Annotated in this window: 14 protein-coding genes; 7 read left to right on the top strand and 7 right to left on the bottom strand. The window is 71.3% G+C overall.

Annotation, left to right across the window (positions count from 1 at the left end; genetic code table 11):
- Positions 1–87: 87 nt before the first annotated feature.
- The 5 genes from ABTX60_RS13495 to galU all read right to left on the bottom strand — a co-directional run bounded on the left by ABTX60_RS13495 (position 88) and on the right by galU (position 4,065).
- Positions 88–708, bottom strand: coding sequence for a GNAT family N-acetyltransferase (locus ABTX60_RS13495; RefSeq protein ID WP_352097323.1), 621 nt, complete (start codon positions 706–708; stop codon positions 88–90).
- Between the two features lie 23 nt (positions 709–731).
- Entirely contained in the window at positions 732–1,232 is a 501-nt protein-coding gene (locus ABTX60_RS13500; protein ID WP_352097211.1) for a MogA/MoaB family molybdenum cofactor biosynthesis protein, read from the bottom strand.
- Positions 1,229–1,738: a cyclic pyranopterin monophosphate synthase MoaC gene (moaC, locus tag ABTX60_RS13505; RefSeq protein WP_352097212.1), complete on the bottom strand. Its 510-nt coding sequence runs from the start codon at positions 1,736–1,738 to the stop codon at positions 1,229–1,231. The genes ABTX60_RS13500 and moaC overlap by 4 nt, the downstream gene beginning before the upstream one ends.
- Positions 1,739–1,820: 82 nt before the next feature.
- Positions 1,821–3,161, bottom strand: a complete 1,341-nt coding sequence (gene glp, locus ABTX60_RS13510) for a molybdotransferase-like divisome protein Glp (RefSeq protein ID WP_352097213.1) — start codon at positions 3,159–3,161, stop codon at positions 1,821–1,823.
- A 4-nt stretch (positions 3,162–3,165) separates the two neighbouring features.
- Positions 3,166–4,065 (bottom strand): UTP--glucose-1-phosphate uridylyltransferase GalU, encoded by a 900-nt coding sequence (gene galU, locus ABTX60_RS13515; RefSeq protein WP_352097214.1) that lies wholly within the window; start codon positions 4,063–4,065, stop codon positions 3,166–3,168.
- 168 nt (positions 4,066–4,233) lie between these two features.
- On the opposite strand from galU, the gene ABTX60_RS13520 reads away from it, so the two are divergent.
- Positions 4,234–4,782 carry a 5-formyltetrahydrofolate cyclo-ligase gene (locus tag ABTX60_RS13520; protein WP_502992315.1) on the top strand — a complete coding sequence of 183 codons (549 nt, stop codon included), beginning with the start codon at positions 4,234–4,236 and terminating at the stop codon, positions 4,780–4,782.
- Positions 4,783–4,840: 58 nt separating this feature from the next.
- On the opposite strand, the gene ABTX60_RS13525 is transcribed toward ABTX60_RS13520, so the two are convergent.
- A complete protein-coding gene (locus ABTX60_RS13525; RefSeq protein ID WP_352097216.1) occupies positions 4,841–7,687 on the bottom strand; it encodes a penicillin acylase family protein in 2,847 nt (948 codons plus the stop codon).
- A gap of 216 nt (positions 7,688–7,903) precedes the next feature.
- Between ABTX60_RS13525 and ABTX60_RS13530 the strand changes: the two genes are divergently transcribed.
- From ABTX60_RS13530 to mscL, 6 genes are all read left to right on the top strand, one after another.
- On the top strand, positions 7,904–9,454 hold the full coding sequence (locus ABTX60_RS13530) for a potassium/proton antiporter (protein WP_352097217.1): 1,551 nt from the start codon (positions 7,904–7,906) through the stop codon (positions 9,452–9,454).
- A gap of 268 nt (positions 9,455–9,722) precedes the next feature.
- A complete protein-coding gene (locus tag ABTX60_RS13535; protein WP_352097218.1) occupies positions 9,723–11,015 on the top strand; it encodes an MFS transporter in 1,293 nt (430 codons plus the stop codon).
- A gap of 67 nt (positions 11,016–11,082) precedes the next feature.
- Positions 11,083–11,391, top strand: coding sequence for an FmdB family zinc ribbon protein (locus ABTX60_RS13540; protein ID WP_352097219.1), 309 nt, complete (start codon positions 11,083–11,085; stop codon positions 11,389–11,391).
- Positions 11,392–11,468: 77 nt separating this feature from the next.
- Complete coding sequence (locus ABTX60_RS13545) at positions 11,469–12,329, top strand: S-methyl-5'-thioadenosine phosphorylase (protein ID WP_352097220.1); 861 nt, start codon at positions 11,469–11,471, stop codon at positions 12,327–12,329.
- 415 nt (positions 12,330–12,744) lie between these two features.
- On the top strand, positions 12,745–13,311 hold the full coding sequence (locus ABTX60_RS13550; RefSeq protein ID WP_502992316.1) for a hypothetical protein: 567 nt from the start codon (positions 12,745–12,747) through the stop codon (positions 13,309–13,311).
- A 180-nt stretch (positions 13,312–13,491) separates the two neighbouring features.
- Positions 13,492–13,950 (top strand): large conductance mechanosensitive channel protein MscL, encoded by a 459-nt coding sequence (mscL, locus tag ABTX60_RS13555; protein WP_352097221.1) that lies wholly within the window; start codon positions 13,492–13,494, stop codon positions 13,948–13,950.
- A gap of 49 nt (positions 13,951–13,999) precedes the next feature.
- On the opposite strand, the gene ABTX60_RS13560 is transcribed toward mscL, so the two are convergent.
- Complete coding sequence (locus ABTX60_RS13560; RefSeq protein WP_351631282.1) at positions 14,000–14,179, bottom strand: hypothetical protein; 180 nt, start codon at positions 14,177–14,179, stop codon at positions 14,000–14,002.
- Between the last annotated feature and the right edge of the window lie 46 nt (positions 14,180–14,225).

A 14,225-nucleotide genomic window follows, 5' to 3' on the forward strand; every position in this document is an offset into this window, starting at 1 on the left:
TTTGTGACCGATGCGATCAGCAGACCGCCCAGGCTGGGAATTCCTTGCCCTGAGACGGTCATCGACCGATCAATTTCGAACACGTATTCAATTTCCGGGGTGATGCCGCATTCCGGGCTTGCTCTGCGAGCGTGCCCGGTGCCAGCGCTTCAGCAGGCCGTCCGGCACCTCCTCGGCCGTGAGGGCGAAGACGAGGTGGTCGCGCCATGCTCCGTCGATGTGGAGATAGCGCGGCCGCAGCCCCTCCTCGCGGAATCCGAGCTTTTCCACGACCCGGCGGCTGGGCCCGTTCTCCGGGCGAATGCAGACTTCGATGCGGTGCAGTCCGACGGCGCGGAAACAGTGGTCCACGACGAGCGCCACCGACGTCGGCATCACCCCGCGGCCGGCCACCGACTCGTCCACCCAGTAACCGACGTGCCCCGAGCACATCGAGCCCCAGGTGATCCCGGCGACGGTCAACTGCCCGACCAGCCGCCCCTGGTACTCGATGACGAAGGGCAGCATCCGGCCCGCGTTCGCCTCCGACCGCAGATGGCGGACCATCTGGCGGAAGGTGGGGCGGTGCGCCATCGGCCCACCGGGGCCGGGCGGCGGGATCGTCGCCTCCCAGGGGCGAAGCCAGTCGCGGTTGCGCCGGTTGACCTCGCGCCAGGCCCGCTGGTCGCGCAGCTTTATCGGCCTGAGGACGATGTCGCCGTCCACCAGCTCCACGGGCCAGGATGGGCTGTTCAGCTCGCACCCCCACTGCCGGGTCTGGGGTGGTCGCCGCCCCGGATCTGCTCGACGGCGTGGACGAGCAGCGGCTCCAGGACGGCGAGGCCGTCCTTCACGCCGCCGCTGGAGCCGGGCAGATTGACGATCAGCGTGCCGCCCGCCACTCCGGCCAGACCCCGGGAGAGCGCCGCGGTCGGCACCTTCTCCCGGCCGTAGGCCCGGATGGCCTCGGCGATGCCCGGCACCTCGTGGTCGATCACGCGGCGGGTCGCCTCGGGCGTGCGGTCGGTGGGCGAGATGCCCGTGCCGCCGGTGGTCACGATGACGTCGTAGCCGGCGTCGGCACCGGCGCGCAGGGCGGCCTCCACCGGGTCGCCGTCGGGGACGACCTGTGGGCCGTCGACCTCGAAGCCGAAGCCCTTCAGGCCGTCGGAGACCATCGGGCCGCCCTTGTCCTCGTAGATTCCGGCGGCGGCCCGGTTCGAGGCCGTGACGACGAGAGCGCGATACGTCATGACCGGCTCCAGTCGCCCGACTTGCCGCCCGTCTTCTCCTCCACCCGTACGTCCGTGATGACCGCTCCCTTGTCGACCGCCTTGACCATGTCGATCACGGTGAGCGCGGCGACGGAGACCGCGGTGAGGGCCTCCATCTCGACGCCCGTGCGGTCCGTCGTCTTCACGGTGGCCAGGATCTCCACGGCGTCGTCCGCGACCGACAGGTCCAGTTTCACACCGGACACCGACAACGGGTGGCAGAGCGGAATCAGGTCGGGGGTGCGTTTGGCGCCCATGATCCCGGCGATCCGCGCGGTGGCGAGGGCGTCGCCCTTCGGGACGCCCTCACCGCGCAGCAATTCGATCACGCGGGGCGAGACGAGGACGCGTCCGCTGGCGCGGGCGGTGCGCGCGGTCACGTCCTTCTCCGACACGTCGACCATGCGGGCGGCGCCCGCCGCGTCGATGTGCGTCAGCCGGTCCTGCGTGGGGCCGTCCTGCGGGAATGGGTCCTGCGTGCTCATGCTGTGTGGCGCTCCCGGTCCGGGCCCGACGCGGTGCGGCGCACGGGCCTGTTGTGCGCGACACGGTACCCCCAACCAGCGGCTATCGGCCGAGCAGGACCACGTCGACCTCGGTGCCGGGTTCCACGGAGACGGTGTCCTCGGGGACGGTGATCAGGGCGTCCGCGTGGGCGAGGGCCGCGACCAGGTGGGAGCCGGCGCCGCCGACCGGGGTGACCTTGCCGTCGGCGTACGTGCCGCGCAGGAACTGGCGGCGGCCCTTCGGGGAGGTCAGCGCCTTGCCGGCGGACAGGGTCGCCCGGATCGTGGGGCGATGGACGTCCTCCAGCCCCATGAGGGTGCGGATCGCGGGGCGGACGAACAGCTCGAAGGAGACGTACGACGACACCGGGTTGCCGGGCAGGGCCAGCAGCGGGGTGTGGTCGGGGCCGATGGAGCCGAAGCCCTGGGGCTTGCCGGGCTGCATGGCGAGCTTGCGGAACTCGATGCCGCTGCCGGCCTCGTCCTCGTCGCCGACGTGGGACAGGGCCTCCTTGACCACGTCGTACGCGCCGACGCTCACCCCGCCGGTGGTGACCACCAGGTCGGCGCGGACCAGCTGGTCCTCGATGGTGGAGCGCAGGGTCTCGGCGTCGTCGGCGACGGCTCCCACGCGGTAGGCGATGGCGCCGGCGTCGCGGGCGGCGGCGGTGAGGGCGAAGCTGTTGGAGTCGTAGATCTGACCGGTGCCCAGTTCCGTGTCGGGCTGGACGAGTTCGCTGCCGGTGGAGAGCACCACCACGCGCGGGCGCGGGCGTACCCGGACGGTGCCCCGGCCGATCGCGGCGAGCAGGGAGATCTGGGGCGGGCCGAGGACGGTGCCGGCCTCCAGGGCGCGGTCGCCGGCCTTCACGTCGCTGCCCTTCGCGCGCACATGCGCGCGTGCATCGGCCGGGCGGTACACGTGCACGTGGCCGGTGGCGCCCTCGGGGCCGAGGCTGCGGGCGCGCATGCCGTGCACCGGGCCCTCGCCGAGACCGCCGTCGGTCCACTCGACGGGCACGACCGCCTCGGCACCGGGCGGCAGCGGGGCGCCGGTCATGATGCGGGCGGCCTGCCCCGGGCCCACGGGGAGCAGTTCGGACTGGCCGGCGGCCACGTCCCCGACGACCTCGAGGGCCGCCGGGAACTCCTCGCTCGCGCCCGCGACGTCCGCGACCCGTACCGCGTAGCCGTCCATCGAGCTGTTGTCGAAGGGCGGCAGGGACACCGGCACCGTGATGTCCTCGACGAGGACGCAGCCCTGGGCGTCGAGCAGGTGCAGCTCGATGGGTTCCAGGGGCCGGACGGTGGCGAGGATGTCCTCCAGGTGCTCGTCCACCGACCAGAGGTGGTCGGGGCCGAAGTGCTCCTGGCCGGTGACGTGGGGCGCGGCGCTGCTCAACGTGCTACATCTCCTCGGCTACGTAACTGCGAAGCCAGGTCCGGAAGTCCGGGCCCAGGTCTTCACGTTCGCATGCGAGTCGGACAATGGCACGCAGGTAGTCGCCGCGGTCGCCGGTGTCATAGCGGCGGCCCTTGAAGACGACGCCGTGCACGGGGCCGCCGATCTTCTCGTCCTCGGCGAGCTGCTGGAGGGCGTCGGTGAGCTGGATCTCGCCGCCGCGGCCGGGCTCGGTCCGGCGCAGTATCTCGAAGATGTGCGGGTCGAGGACGTAGCGGCCGATGATGGCGTAGTTGGAGGGCGCGTCGGCCGGGTCGGGCTTCTCGACGAGGCCGCTGACCTGGACGACGTCGCTGTCCTCGGTGGTCTCCACGGCCGCGCAGCCGTAGAGGTGGATCTGCTCGGGGGCGACCTCCATGAGCGCGACGACGCTGCCGCCGCGCTGCTCCTGGACCTCGACCATGCGCTGCAGCAGCGGGTCGCGGGGGTCGATGAGGTCGTCGCCGAGGAGGACCGCGAAGGGCTCGTCGCCCACGTGCGGGGCGGCGCACAGGACGGCGTGTCCGAGTCCCTTGGGGTCGCCCTGGCGGACGTAGTGCATGGTCGCGAGGTCGCTGGATTCCTGCACCTTGGCGAGGCGCCCGGCGTCGCCCTTCTTCTGAAGGGCCGACTCCAGCTCGTAGTTGCGGTCGAAGTGGTCCTCGAGGGGGCGCTTGTTGCGGCCCGTCACCATGAGGACGTCGTCGAGACCCGCGGCAACGGCCTCCTCGACCACGTACTGGATCGCGGGCTTGTCCACGACCGGCAGCATCTCCTTGGGAGTGGCCTTGGTGGCCGGCAGGAACCGGGTGCCGAGGCCTGCTGCGGGAATGACAGCCTTGCTGATCCGAGGGTGCTGAGTCATGTCGGCCACCCTATCCGGTGCCTTTGCATGGAATCTGCGGCTCCGGTTCATAGGAGCTCATATGAGCGTATTGCGACGGTACGGGAGCAACCATTGAGGCCTATTGCACGTCCGGGCGAGCCTGACAAGCGGAGTTTGCGGCGCGGGTTCCTCGCGGTGAGGAGCAGGTTGACGGCGGATGACCTGCGGGAAACGTCGGCCGCGCTGGCCGGGCGGGCGCTGGAGCTGCCCGAGTTGGCGGGGGCCGGAACGGTCGCGGCGTACGTATCCGTGGGGAGTGAACCCGGCACTCTCGCGCTCCTGGACGGCCTGCGAGACCGGGGCGTGCGCGTGCTGCTCCCGGTCCTGCTGCCGGACAACGACCTCGACTGGGGCGCGTACGAGGGCGAGAGCTCGCTCGCGCCCGTCCGGCACGGCGGCAGGATGGCCCTCCTCGAGCCCGTGGGCGAGCGCCTCGGGCCGGACGCCGTGACCACCGCCGACGCCGTACTGCTGCCGGGGCTCGCGGTGGACGCGCGCGGGATGCGGCTCGGGCGGGGCGGCGGCTCGTACGACCGGGTCCTCGCACGACTGGAGCGGGCGGGCTCTCATCCCGCCCTGGTGGTGCTGCTGTACGACTCCGAGGTCGTCGAGCACGTCCCGGAGGAGCCGCACGACCGGCCGGTGCACGCGGTGGTCACACCGTCGGGGGCACGGCGGTTCGGGCAGCCACGCTGACGCGAAACGGCCCGCCACGCGTGCGTGGAGGGCCGCTCGTCCTGCCGGCGTCAGTGGCTCATGGCTTGAGCACCAGCTTGTCGGCCGTGCTCTTCTCGACCGCCTGGTCCGAGAAGGCCCAGGGCAGCAGTTCGCCGTCGGCCCACTTGTCGGTCTGGTCGACGTAGTGGGCGCTGTAGGCGTGCCCGGAGGCGCCGGTGAGGTTGATCCACTTCGACTTGTCGAGGTCGCCGAGGTTCACCACCATCCGCATGGACGGCACCCACACGACCCCGTAGCCGCCGGCCGCGTTCCAGCCGGTCGCGTTGACCGTGGCCTCGCCGCCGCCGAGCTCCCAGGGGCCGCGGTTGAGGGCGTACTGGATGAAACCGGGGCCCGCGGTGCCGAGGGTCTGGTTCTTCAGGAACAGGCGGTGCAGCCGGCCCCAGCTCCAGGTGTCGATGTCCTTGCCGAGCTTGGCGGTCAGCTCCCAGCGGGCGTCGATCAGCGCCCGCTTGAACAGCTGGTCGCGGTTGTGGGCGGCGGGGCGGGTGCCCACCTCGGGGGTCGTCCACCAGTCGCTGTCCGGCTGGTCCATCAGCTTGCGGACCACCTCGAACCACCGGTCGCCGCCGTCCGGCTGCGCCTGGTCGGGGTCGCGCTGGCCGCACTCGCGGACCTTCTCGGCCTCGTCGGCCGGGCCTGTGGTGTTGACCGGCTCGACCCACAGGCACTGGCCCTTGGGCCGCAGCTCCTTGGGCAGCTTGTTGCCGAAGGCGAGCTTGAGGATGTTGCGCCAGACGGCGTTGAAGTAGGCCGCTGCCGCGGAGTCGGCGTCCTGGGTGTAGTCCCAGCCCTCCAGGAGCTTCTGCGCGTCGCGGACGTCCTGGTTCTCCGGGTCGATCTTCAGCAGCGTGGGCACCAGCAGCCGGGCGATCTCACTGCTGTTGTCCAGCTGCATCTGGCGCATGTCGTCCGTGGAGATCTTGCCGCCGTCCTTGATCTTCGACTGGATCAGGTCGGTGATCCGCTGGCTGCGCGCGCCGTAGCCCCAGTCGGCGGTGAGCGTGTACGGGTACTTGTCCGGGTCGATCACGGCCTGGTTGGCGGTGACGATGTAGCCGCGCTCCGGGTCGTACTCGTAGGGCAGCGCGTCCTGCGGGATGTAGCCCGTCCAGCGGTACTCGGGGTCCCAGCCGGGCGCCGGGATGGAGCCGTTGTCCTTCTTCGAGCGGATCGGGATCTTCCCGGGCAGCGTGTAGCCGATGTGGTTCTCGTTGTCGGCGTAGATCAGGTTCTGCGAGGGCACCTCGAATTGCGACGCGGCCTTGCGGAAGTCGCCCCAGTCCTTCGCCTTGTCCATGGCGAAGACGGCGTCCATGGTGGTGCCGGGCTGCAGGGCGGTCCAGCGCAGCGCGACGCCGTAGCCGTCGCCTCTGTCGGGTGCGGCGGTGTCGACGGAGGCCTTCCTGCCGACCTTGACGAGCTCCTCGTCGCGGTCGGACAGCAGGGGGCCGTTGTTGGTCTCGCGGACGACGATCTTCTTGGGTGAGCCCCCGGCGACCTTGATGGTCTCCTCGCGGGTCGTGAAGGGCTTGACCTTGCCGTCGTACAGGTAGCCGTTGCCGGTGATCTTCTCCAGGTAGAGGTCCGTGACGTCCACGCCGGAGTTGGTCATGCCCCAGGCGATGTCCTGGTTGTGACCGATTATCACGCCCGGCATGCCGGCGAAGGTGTAGCCGCTGACGTCGTACTGGCAGGCACTGGAGACGCTGCGGCAGTGCAGGCCCATCTGGTACCAGACGGACGGCAGGGAGGGCGACAGGTGCGGGTCGTTGGCCAGCAGCGGCTTGCCGGTGATGGTGTGCGCCCCGCCGACAACCCAGGAGTTGGAGCCGATGCCGTCGCCGTTCACGCCGACGGCCGGCGGGAGGTCGTCCAGGACATGGGTGAGGCCGCCGAGCTGGCTGTCCAGGCCCTCGGTGCCCGAGGCGCCGGAGGCGGTGCCGCCCGTACCGGAGGCGGTGCCCGGCGTGCCGGAGGCGGTGCCTGCCGTGCCGGAGCCGCCGGACGCCGTGCCGGTGGAGGTACCGCCGGTTCCGTTCGCGCCGGAGGTGCCGGACGCGCCGCTCGTGCCGCCCTGCTCGAACGCCCCCGCCAGCTCGCTGTACTGGCCCTCCTGGACGATCGCCTTGTTGCGGCTGTACGGGTACTGCGGGTACAGGTCGGCGATCTGCTTCGGGCCGAGGCGGCTGGTCAGCAGGGCGCGGTCGATCTCGTCCTGCATGTTGCCGCGCAGGTCCCAGGCCATCGCCTTCAGCCAGGAGATCGAGTCGACCGGGGTCCACGCCTGCGGCTTGTAGTCGTTGGTGAAGCCCAGCGCCGCGTACTCCAGGGAGATGTCCTCGCCGTCCTTGCCCTGGAGGTAGGAGTTGACGCCCTCCGCGTACGCCTGGAGGTACTTCTTCGTGGTCGCCGACAGCTTGGTGTCGTACTCCTGCTTGGCGACGCGGTCCCAGCCGAGGGTGCGCAGGAACTCGTCGTTGTCGACCTGGCTCTTGCCGAACATCTCCGACAGCCGGCCGGAGGCCATGTGGCGGCGGACGTCCATCTCGTAGAACCGGTCCTGCGCCTGGACGAAGCCCTGGGCCATGAACAGGTCCGCGTCGGAGGACGCGTAGATCTGCGGGATGCCGTAGTTGTCGCGTTTGACCTCGACGGGACCCGAGAGGCCCTTCAGTGTCAGGGTGCCCTTGGTCTGCGGGAAGGAGGCCCGGACGGTACTGATCGACCAGTACGACCCGTACGCCACGCCCCCGATGAGGGCCAGCACGAGGACGAGCACGATAAGACGGGCTTTGCGCCCCTTTCTCCTGCCGGACTTGCCGGGCTGCTGACCCGTGGAGGCGGTGGTGTTGGGGGGCATCGCTGTCCTTGCTGTCCTAACGCGAGCGGCAGGTTCGGCTGTGCTTTTAACTGAGCGCTGGAGCAACGATAGGCGCAGGGTCCTGCGCCCCTTGACGCGGAGTCGGGATCAAGCCCGGACGGACGTTCGATCTTGCCCCCGGAAGCGTCAAGAAATCGTCAAGAGTTAGGTAAGGTAACGAAGTAGTTGGCGCACTGCGCCACAGCTTCATGTGCGATGTACGTGAGCCCACGCGCGCGGCGTGCGGGCCAGGGAAGGATTCGGCCGCTGACTGTTCACCACCTCAACCAGCTCCTGCTCGTCTGCTCGCTCGTCCTGCTCGTCGCCGTCGCAGCGGTACGGATCTCCTCGCGCAGCGGGCTCCCCAGCCTGCTCGTGTACCTGGGGATAGGCGTCGCCATGGGCCAGGACGGCGTGGGCGACATCCACTTCGACAACGCCGAGCTGACCCAGGTCATCGGATACGCGGCCCTGGTCGTGATCCTGGCCGAGGGCGGCCTGGGAACGAAGTGGAAGGAGATCAAGCCGGCCCTGCCGGCCGCCACGGCACTGGCGCTGGCCGGCGTCGCGGTGAGCGTCGGGGTCACGGCGTCGGCCGCGCACTATCTGATCGGGCTGGAGTGGCGGCAGGCGCTCATCATCGGGGCGGTCGTCTCCTCGACGGACGCGGCGGCCGTCTTCTCGGTGCTGCGCAAGATCCCGCTGCCCGCGCGCGTGACGGGCACGCTGGAGGCGGAGTCCGGCTTCAACGACGCCCCGGTGGTCATCCTCGTGGTGTCCCTGTCCACGGCCGGCCCGGTCGAGCACTGGTACACGCTGCTGGGCGTGATCGTGGGGGAACTGGCCATCGGCGCGGCCATCGGGCTCGCGGTGGGCTGGCTGGGCTCCTGGGGCCTCAGGCACGTGGCGCTGCCCGCGTCCGGCCTCTACCCCATCGCCGTCATGGCGATCGCCGTGGTGGCGTACGCGGCCGGCGCACTGGCCCACGGCAGCGGCTTCCTCGCGGTGTACCTCGCCGCGATGGTGATGGGCAACGCGCGCCTGCCGCACTGGCCGGCCACGCGCGGGTTCGCCGACGGGCTCGGCTGGATGGCCCAGATCGGCATGTTCGTCCTGCTCGGCCTGCTGGTCACCCCGCACGAGCTGGGCGACGACATCGTGCCCGCGCTGGTCATCGGGCTGGTCCTGACCATGGTGGCCCGGCCGCTGAGCGTGATGCTCTGCCTGTCGCCGTTCCGGGTGCCGTGGCAGGAGCAGACGCTGATGTCGTGGGCGGGGCTGCGCGGCGCCGTGCCCATCATCCTGGCGACCATCCCGATGGTGCAGGGGGTCGACGCAAGCCGCCGGATCTTCAACATCGTCTTCGTGCTGGTCGTCGTCTACACCCTGGTCCAGGGCCCGACCCTGCCCTGGCTGGGCCGCAAGCTGCGGCTCGGCGACGGTTCGGAGGCCGCCGACCTCGGCATCGAGTCGGCGCCGCTGGAGCGGCTGCGCGGGCACCTGCTGTCCGTGGCGATCCCCGGCGAATCGAAGATGCACGGCGTGGAAGTGGCCGAACTCCGGCTGCCGCACGGCGCCGCCGTGACGCTCATCGTGCGCGGGGGCGAGTCCTTCGTTCCACTGCCGACGACGATCCTGCAACGCGGGGACGAGCTCCTCGTGGTCGCCACCGACCCTGTCCGGGACGCGACCGAGAACCGGCTGCGGGCCGTGGGGCACGGCGGCAAGCTGGCCGGCTGGCTGGGGACGGGCGGGGCGAGCGCCTGAGGGGGGCATTTTGCGCCCTTTGTGATTCACAGGGCGGCAGCCCCATGGTGCTCACTTTCACAGGCACACCCAGCCTTGATCCCTGTACGATGAAGGCGTTACCCAGATCGAACCAACTCTGCCTGACGCAGAGCTGGCGCGACCGTATGGCGGTCGGGACACCCCTCCTCACCGGGCCCCGGCATCTACCGCAGTTCCGCGCAAGAGGACAGCTCTCGGCGCCGCCCACTACGGGGCCGCGCTACCAGGCGGCAGAAAGGCACGGGCCGTGGCGTCCACGGTCACCTCGAAGGCGTCGGAGAACCCGACGGCTTCCGCCCGCCCGGGATACGGCCGGCTGCTGCGCACCCGCGGCGCCTGGACGTTCCTGATCCCCGGCTTCGCGGCACGCCAGCCGTTCGCGATGCTGACCATCTCCATCGTGCTGCTGGTGCAGCACACCACCGGCTCCTACGGAGCGGCGGGCGCCGCCGCGGCCGTCACCGGTGTCTCCATGGCCCTGTTCGCGCCCTACAGCGGACGCCTCGCCGACCGCTACGGGCAGCGCGCCGTACTGGTCCCCGGAGTGCTGCTGCACGCGGTGTCCGGGCTGACACTGACGGCGCTCGCGCTGCTGGACGCGCCCCTGTGGGCGGTGTTCGCGGCGGCCGTCCCGACCGGTGCCTCGGTGCCGCAGGTCGGCCCGATGGTGCGGGCCCGCTGGGGCGTCAAGCTCAAGGACTCGCCGCTGATGACCACCGCGGCCGCCTTCGAGTCCGTCACGGACGAGCTGACCTTCGTGGTCGGGCCGCTGCTGGCCACCGCCCTGTGCACGGCCGTCGACCCGGCCGCCGGGCTCGTCACCGAGGCCTCGCTGACCTTGCTGGGCGGCCTGCTGTTCGCCGCGCAGAAGAGCACGCAGCCCTCGGTCGCCGGCAGCGGGCACGCGCGCGTGGAGCACGCTTCGGCACTGCGCGTCCCCGGAGTGCGCGTGCTGATCGTGACCTTCCTGGGCATCGGCACCGTTTTCGGCGGCATGCAGGTCTCGCTGGCCGCGTTCACCGAGTCGATCGGCGAACCGGGCCTGAACGGCGTCCTCTACGGCGTCTTCGCCGCCGGCAACATGCTCTCCGGCGTGGTCTGCGGCGCGATCGCCTGGAAGGCGGCCCCGCAGCGGCGCCTGGTCGTCGGCTACACGGCGCTCGCCCTCACCGCGTCCGGCCTGTGGGCCGCCCACTCGGTGCCGGTCCTCGCGGGCCTCGGCCTGCTGGTCGGCATGAGCATCGCGCCCGCCCTGATCACCGGCTACACCCTGGTCGACAGCCTGGTCCCGGCCGGTGCCCGCACCGAGGCGTTCACGTGGCTGACCGGCGCGGTGGCGCTCGGCCAGGCCGCCGCCGTGACGGTCGCCGGACAGCTGGAGGACCGCCTCTGGTCGGGCGCCGGTTTCCTGGTGCCGATGGGCGGCACGCTGCTGGCCCTGGTGACCCTCCTGGCACTGCGTTCCCGGCTGGTGGCGCGGGGCAACGGCCGGACCGTCGCACGTGGCGTGGGTCACCGCGTGCCGGTGGCAGTGGACTGAGCGGCCGGAATACGTCACTATGGATCGTCGTTAGCACTCATCGAGTGAGAGTGCCAGGAGGAAGACAGTGCCGACCTACCAGTACCAGTGCACCGAGTGCGGCGAAGGCCTCGAGGCGGTGCAGAAGTTCACCGACGACGCCCTCACCGAGTGCCCCAACTGCAAGGGCCGCCTGAAGAAGGTGTTCTCGGCGGTCGGCATCGTCTTCAAGGGCTCCGGCTTCTACCGGAACGACAGCCGCGGCTCCTCGTCGAGCAGCTCCCCGGCGAAGTCGTCGAGCACCTCGGGCTCGTCCTCCGACTCCGGCTCGTCGAGCTCCGCTTCGAGCTCGTCCTCGAGCACCGGCAGCTCCTCCAGCAGCACCACCGCCGCGTAAGGCCTGATTCTTACGGGACCCTGTCGCCCTCGGGCGACGGGGTCCTCGGCGTTTCAGCCTGCGGTTAGGGTGCGGGCATGGCGAACAAGGCGAACGCGACGGACCAGGCAGGCGCCGGGATCGGCGTCATCGGCGGCTCGGGGTTCTACTCCTTCCTCGACGACGTGACCGAGATCCAGGTCGACACCCCGTACGGACCGCCCAGCGACTCCCTCTTCCTCGGTGACGTCGCCGGCCGGCGGGTCGCCTTCCTGCCGCGGCACGGCCGGGGCCACCACCTGCCGCCACACCGGATCAACTACCGCGCCAACCTGTGGGCGCTGCGCTCGGTCGGCGTGCGCCAGGTCCTCGCCCCGTGCGCCGTGGGCGGCCTGCGCCCCGAGTACGGGCCGGGCACGCTGCTGGTTCCGGACCAGCTGGTCGACCGCACGAAGTCCCGCACGGGCACCTTCTTCGACGGGCTGCCGCTGCCCGACGGCTCGGTGCCGAACGTGGTGCACGTGTCGCTGGCCGACCCCTACTGCCCCGCCGGGCGGGCCGTCGCGCTGAAGGCGGCGCGCGGGCGGGACTGGGAGCCGGTGGACGGCGGCACGCTGGTCGTCGTCGAGGGGCCGCGCTTCTCGACCCGTGCGGAATCGTTGTGGCACCAGGCGCAGGGCTGGTCGGTGGTGGGCATGACCGGCCATCCCGAGGCGGCGCTCGCCCGTGAGCTGGAGCTCTGCTACACGTCCCTGACCCTGGTCACGGACCTCGACGCGGGTGCCGAGACGGGTGAGGGTGTCTCCCACGACGAGGTGCTCCGGGTGTTCGCGGCGAACGTGGACCGGCTGCGGGGGGTGCTGTTCGACGCGGTGGCCGGGCTGCCCGCGGAGAACGAGCGGGACTGCCTGTGTGTGAGCGCGCTGGGCGGGATGGACCCGGGGTTCGTGCTGCCGTAGCGGGCTAGCCGACTTGCGGCTTTGCGGGCGAGGGGCGTTGCGGGGCCGTGGGGCTTCCGGGGGCGGAGGCCGTCTGGGGCCGGGGGACTTTCGAGGGCGGAGGCGTTCCGGGGCCGGGGGGTTTCCGAGGGTGGAGGCCAGCTGGGGCAGGGGGCTTCCGAGGGTGGAGGCCTTCCGGAGCAGGGGAGCGTTGCGGGGCCGTGGAGCGTTGCGCGGCCGCGTTGCGGGGCCGTGGAGCGTTGCGCGGCCGGGGCGTCGGTGGTGGAGCGTCCCGTTCGGGTGAGGGAGTTGTCCACAGGCCGGTCGGGGATCCACAGGCTTCAGCGGGCGGCGGTACGAGGCCTCATCGTGGGGAGCGCAAGCCGGTCCCTCGTCGCAGGTGGTGGTCTCCGTGCCCTTCTCTCGTTCTTCGGTCGTGTCCTCTTCTCCCTCCTGGTCGCTCGCCTCGGGCCCGCCCGGGGCGGAGGTGCCCGCGACCCGTGAGGTGCCGCGGTTCGACCCGGTACGGGTGCGCGGCGGTCACCGCTCCGGCCGGCTCGTCCGGCACCGGCGGCGGGCCGTGGCCGTCGGACTGGCGGTCACCGCGACGGCGCTCGTGGCGGCGGGGCCGCGCGACGCCGACGGGGCCCGTGGCCATCCCCGGGCCCGGCCTCCCGCACACACGGTGACGATGTCCGGGCAGCAGCCCGGGGGCCCGCGTCACGCGACGGGGTCGGTGACTGCCCCGGTCCGGATCTCCGACGCGGCCACCGTGCGGCTGCTGCGGCCCGGTGACCGGGTCGACGTCATCGCCGCCGAGGGGGCGGTGCCGGGTGGCGCTGCCCGGGTGGTCGCACGCGGGGCCAGGGTCACGGAGGTGCCGGAACCGGTGGAGGACGCGGGCGACGGCGGGGCGCTGGTCGTGCTGTCGGTGCCGCGGGCCGTCGCGGCGCGGCTGGCCGGTGCCGGTGCGACCGGGCGGCTGGCGGTGACGTTGTGGTGACGGGCGCGGTCGTGACGGGCTGGGACGGGTCGGGTGTGGTCGTACCGGGCGCGGTGCTGAGGGACACCGCCGCGTCCCATCCTTCCCCGGAGGGACCCAGGTGCTCGGTGGGGGCCGACGTTGACGTAGGTTGCGGAGCGTTTTGTTCCACAAGCTGCTCGTGTGAGGAGACGCCCCGAGGTGAGCGAGAAGAAGGAGCCGAACATCCTGCAGGGCTTCAAGGCCTTCCTGATGCGCGGAAACGTCGTCGATCTGGCGGTGGCGGTGGTGATCGGTGCCGCCTTCACCAACATCGTGAACGCCGTGGTGAAGGGGATCATCAACCCGGTCGTCGGAGCCATCGGGACCAAGAACCTCGACCACTACAGCTCGTGCCTGAGCTCGACCTGCGAGGGCGAGCAGGGCATCCGGATCCTGTGGGGCTCCGTTCTGGGCGCCGCCCTGAGCTTCGTGATCACCGCGGCGGTCGTCTACTTCCTGATGGTCCTGCCCATGGCGAAGTACCTGGCCCGGCAGGAGGCGCGCCGGAAGGCCAAGGAGGGCAGCCAGGAGATCATCGAGGTGACCGAGCTGGAGGTCCTGAAGGAGATCCGGGACGCCCTGGTCGCCCAGCGCGGCTCGGGACACGACCGGCGGTAACGGCGCTGAGGGCGGCCGGAGGAGCGCTGCGGGCGGCCACCCGGCCGGTTCAGATGTGGTGGGGCGGCTTCTCGTCCAGGAAGCGCCTGAGGTCCGCCGCACTGCCGCCGGAGTCGGTGCGCTCGCCCCATCCGCGGTCGGTGTCGTCGGAGGACTGCTGGTCGAGCGGGTCGTCGAAGACCAGCGCGGGCTTCGGCTCGCGCGGCTCGGGGCCGGGGACGGTACTCATGCAACCAGGGTACGGTCGCGGAGAAATTCCCCGTGCCTTCTGCTGT

The sequence above is a fragment of the Streptomyces sp. NPDC126510 genome (assembly GCF_040302345.1).
GTDB lineage: Bacteria > Actinomycetota > Actinomycetes > Streptomycetales > Streptomycetaceae > Streptomyces.

Bases quoted from the DNA above. Each gene is read 5' to 3' on its own strand.
- ABTX60_RS13500 (WP_352097211.1), bottom strand. From the start codon at position 1,232: ATGACGTATCGCGCTCTCGTCGTCACGGCCTCGAACCGGGCCGCCGCC.
- galU (WP_352097214.1), bottom strand. From the start codon at position 4,065: ATGACTCAGCACCCTCGGATCAGCAAGGCTGTCATTCCCGCAGCAGGC.
- ABTX60_RS13545 (WP_352097220.1), top strand. From the start codon at position 11,469: ATGGCGAACAAGGCGAACGCGACGGACCAGGCAGGCGCCGGGATCGGC.
- ABTX60_RS13525 (WP_352097216.1), bottom strand. From the start codon at position 7,687: ATGCCCCCCAACACCACCGCCTCCACGGGTCAGCAGCCCGGCAAGTCC.
- moaC (WP_352097212.1), bottom strand. From the start codon at position 1,738: ATGAGCACGCAGGACCCATTCCCGCAGGACGGCCCCACGCAGGACCGG.
- ABTX60_RS13560 (WP_351631282.1), bottom strand. From the start codon at position 14,179: ATGAGTACCGTCCCCGGCCCCGAGCCGCGCGAGCCGAAGCCCGCGCTG.
- ABTX60_RS13530 (WP_352097217.1), top strand. From the start codon at position 7,904: ATGTACGTGAGCCCACGCGCGCGGCGTGCGGGCCAGGGAAGGATTCGG.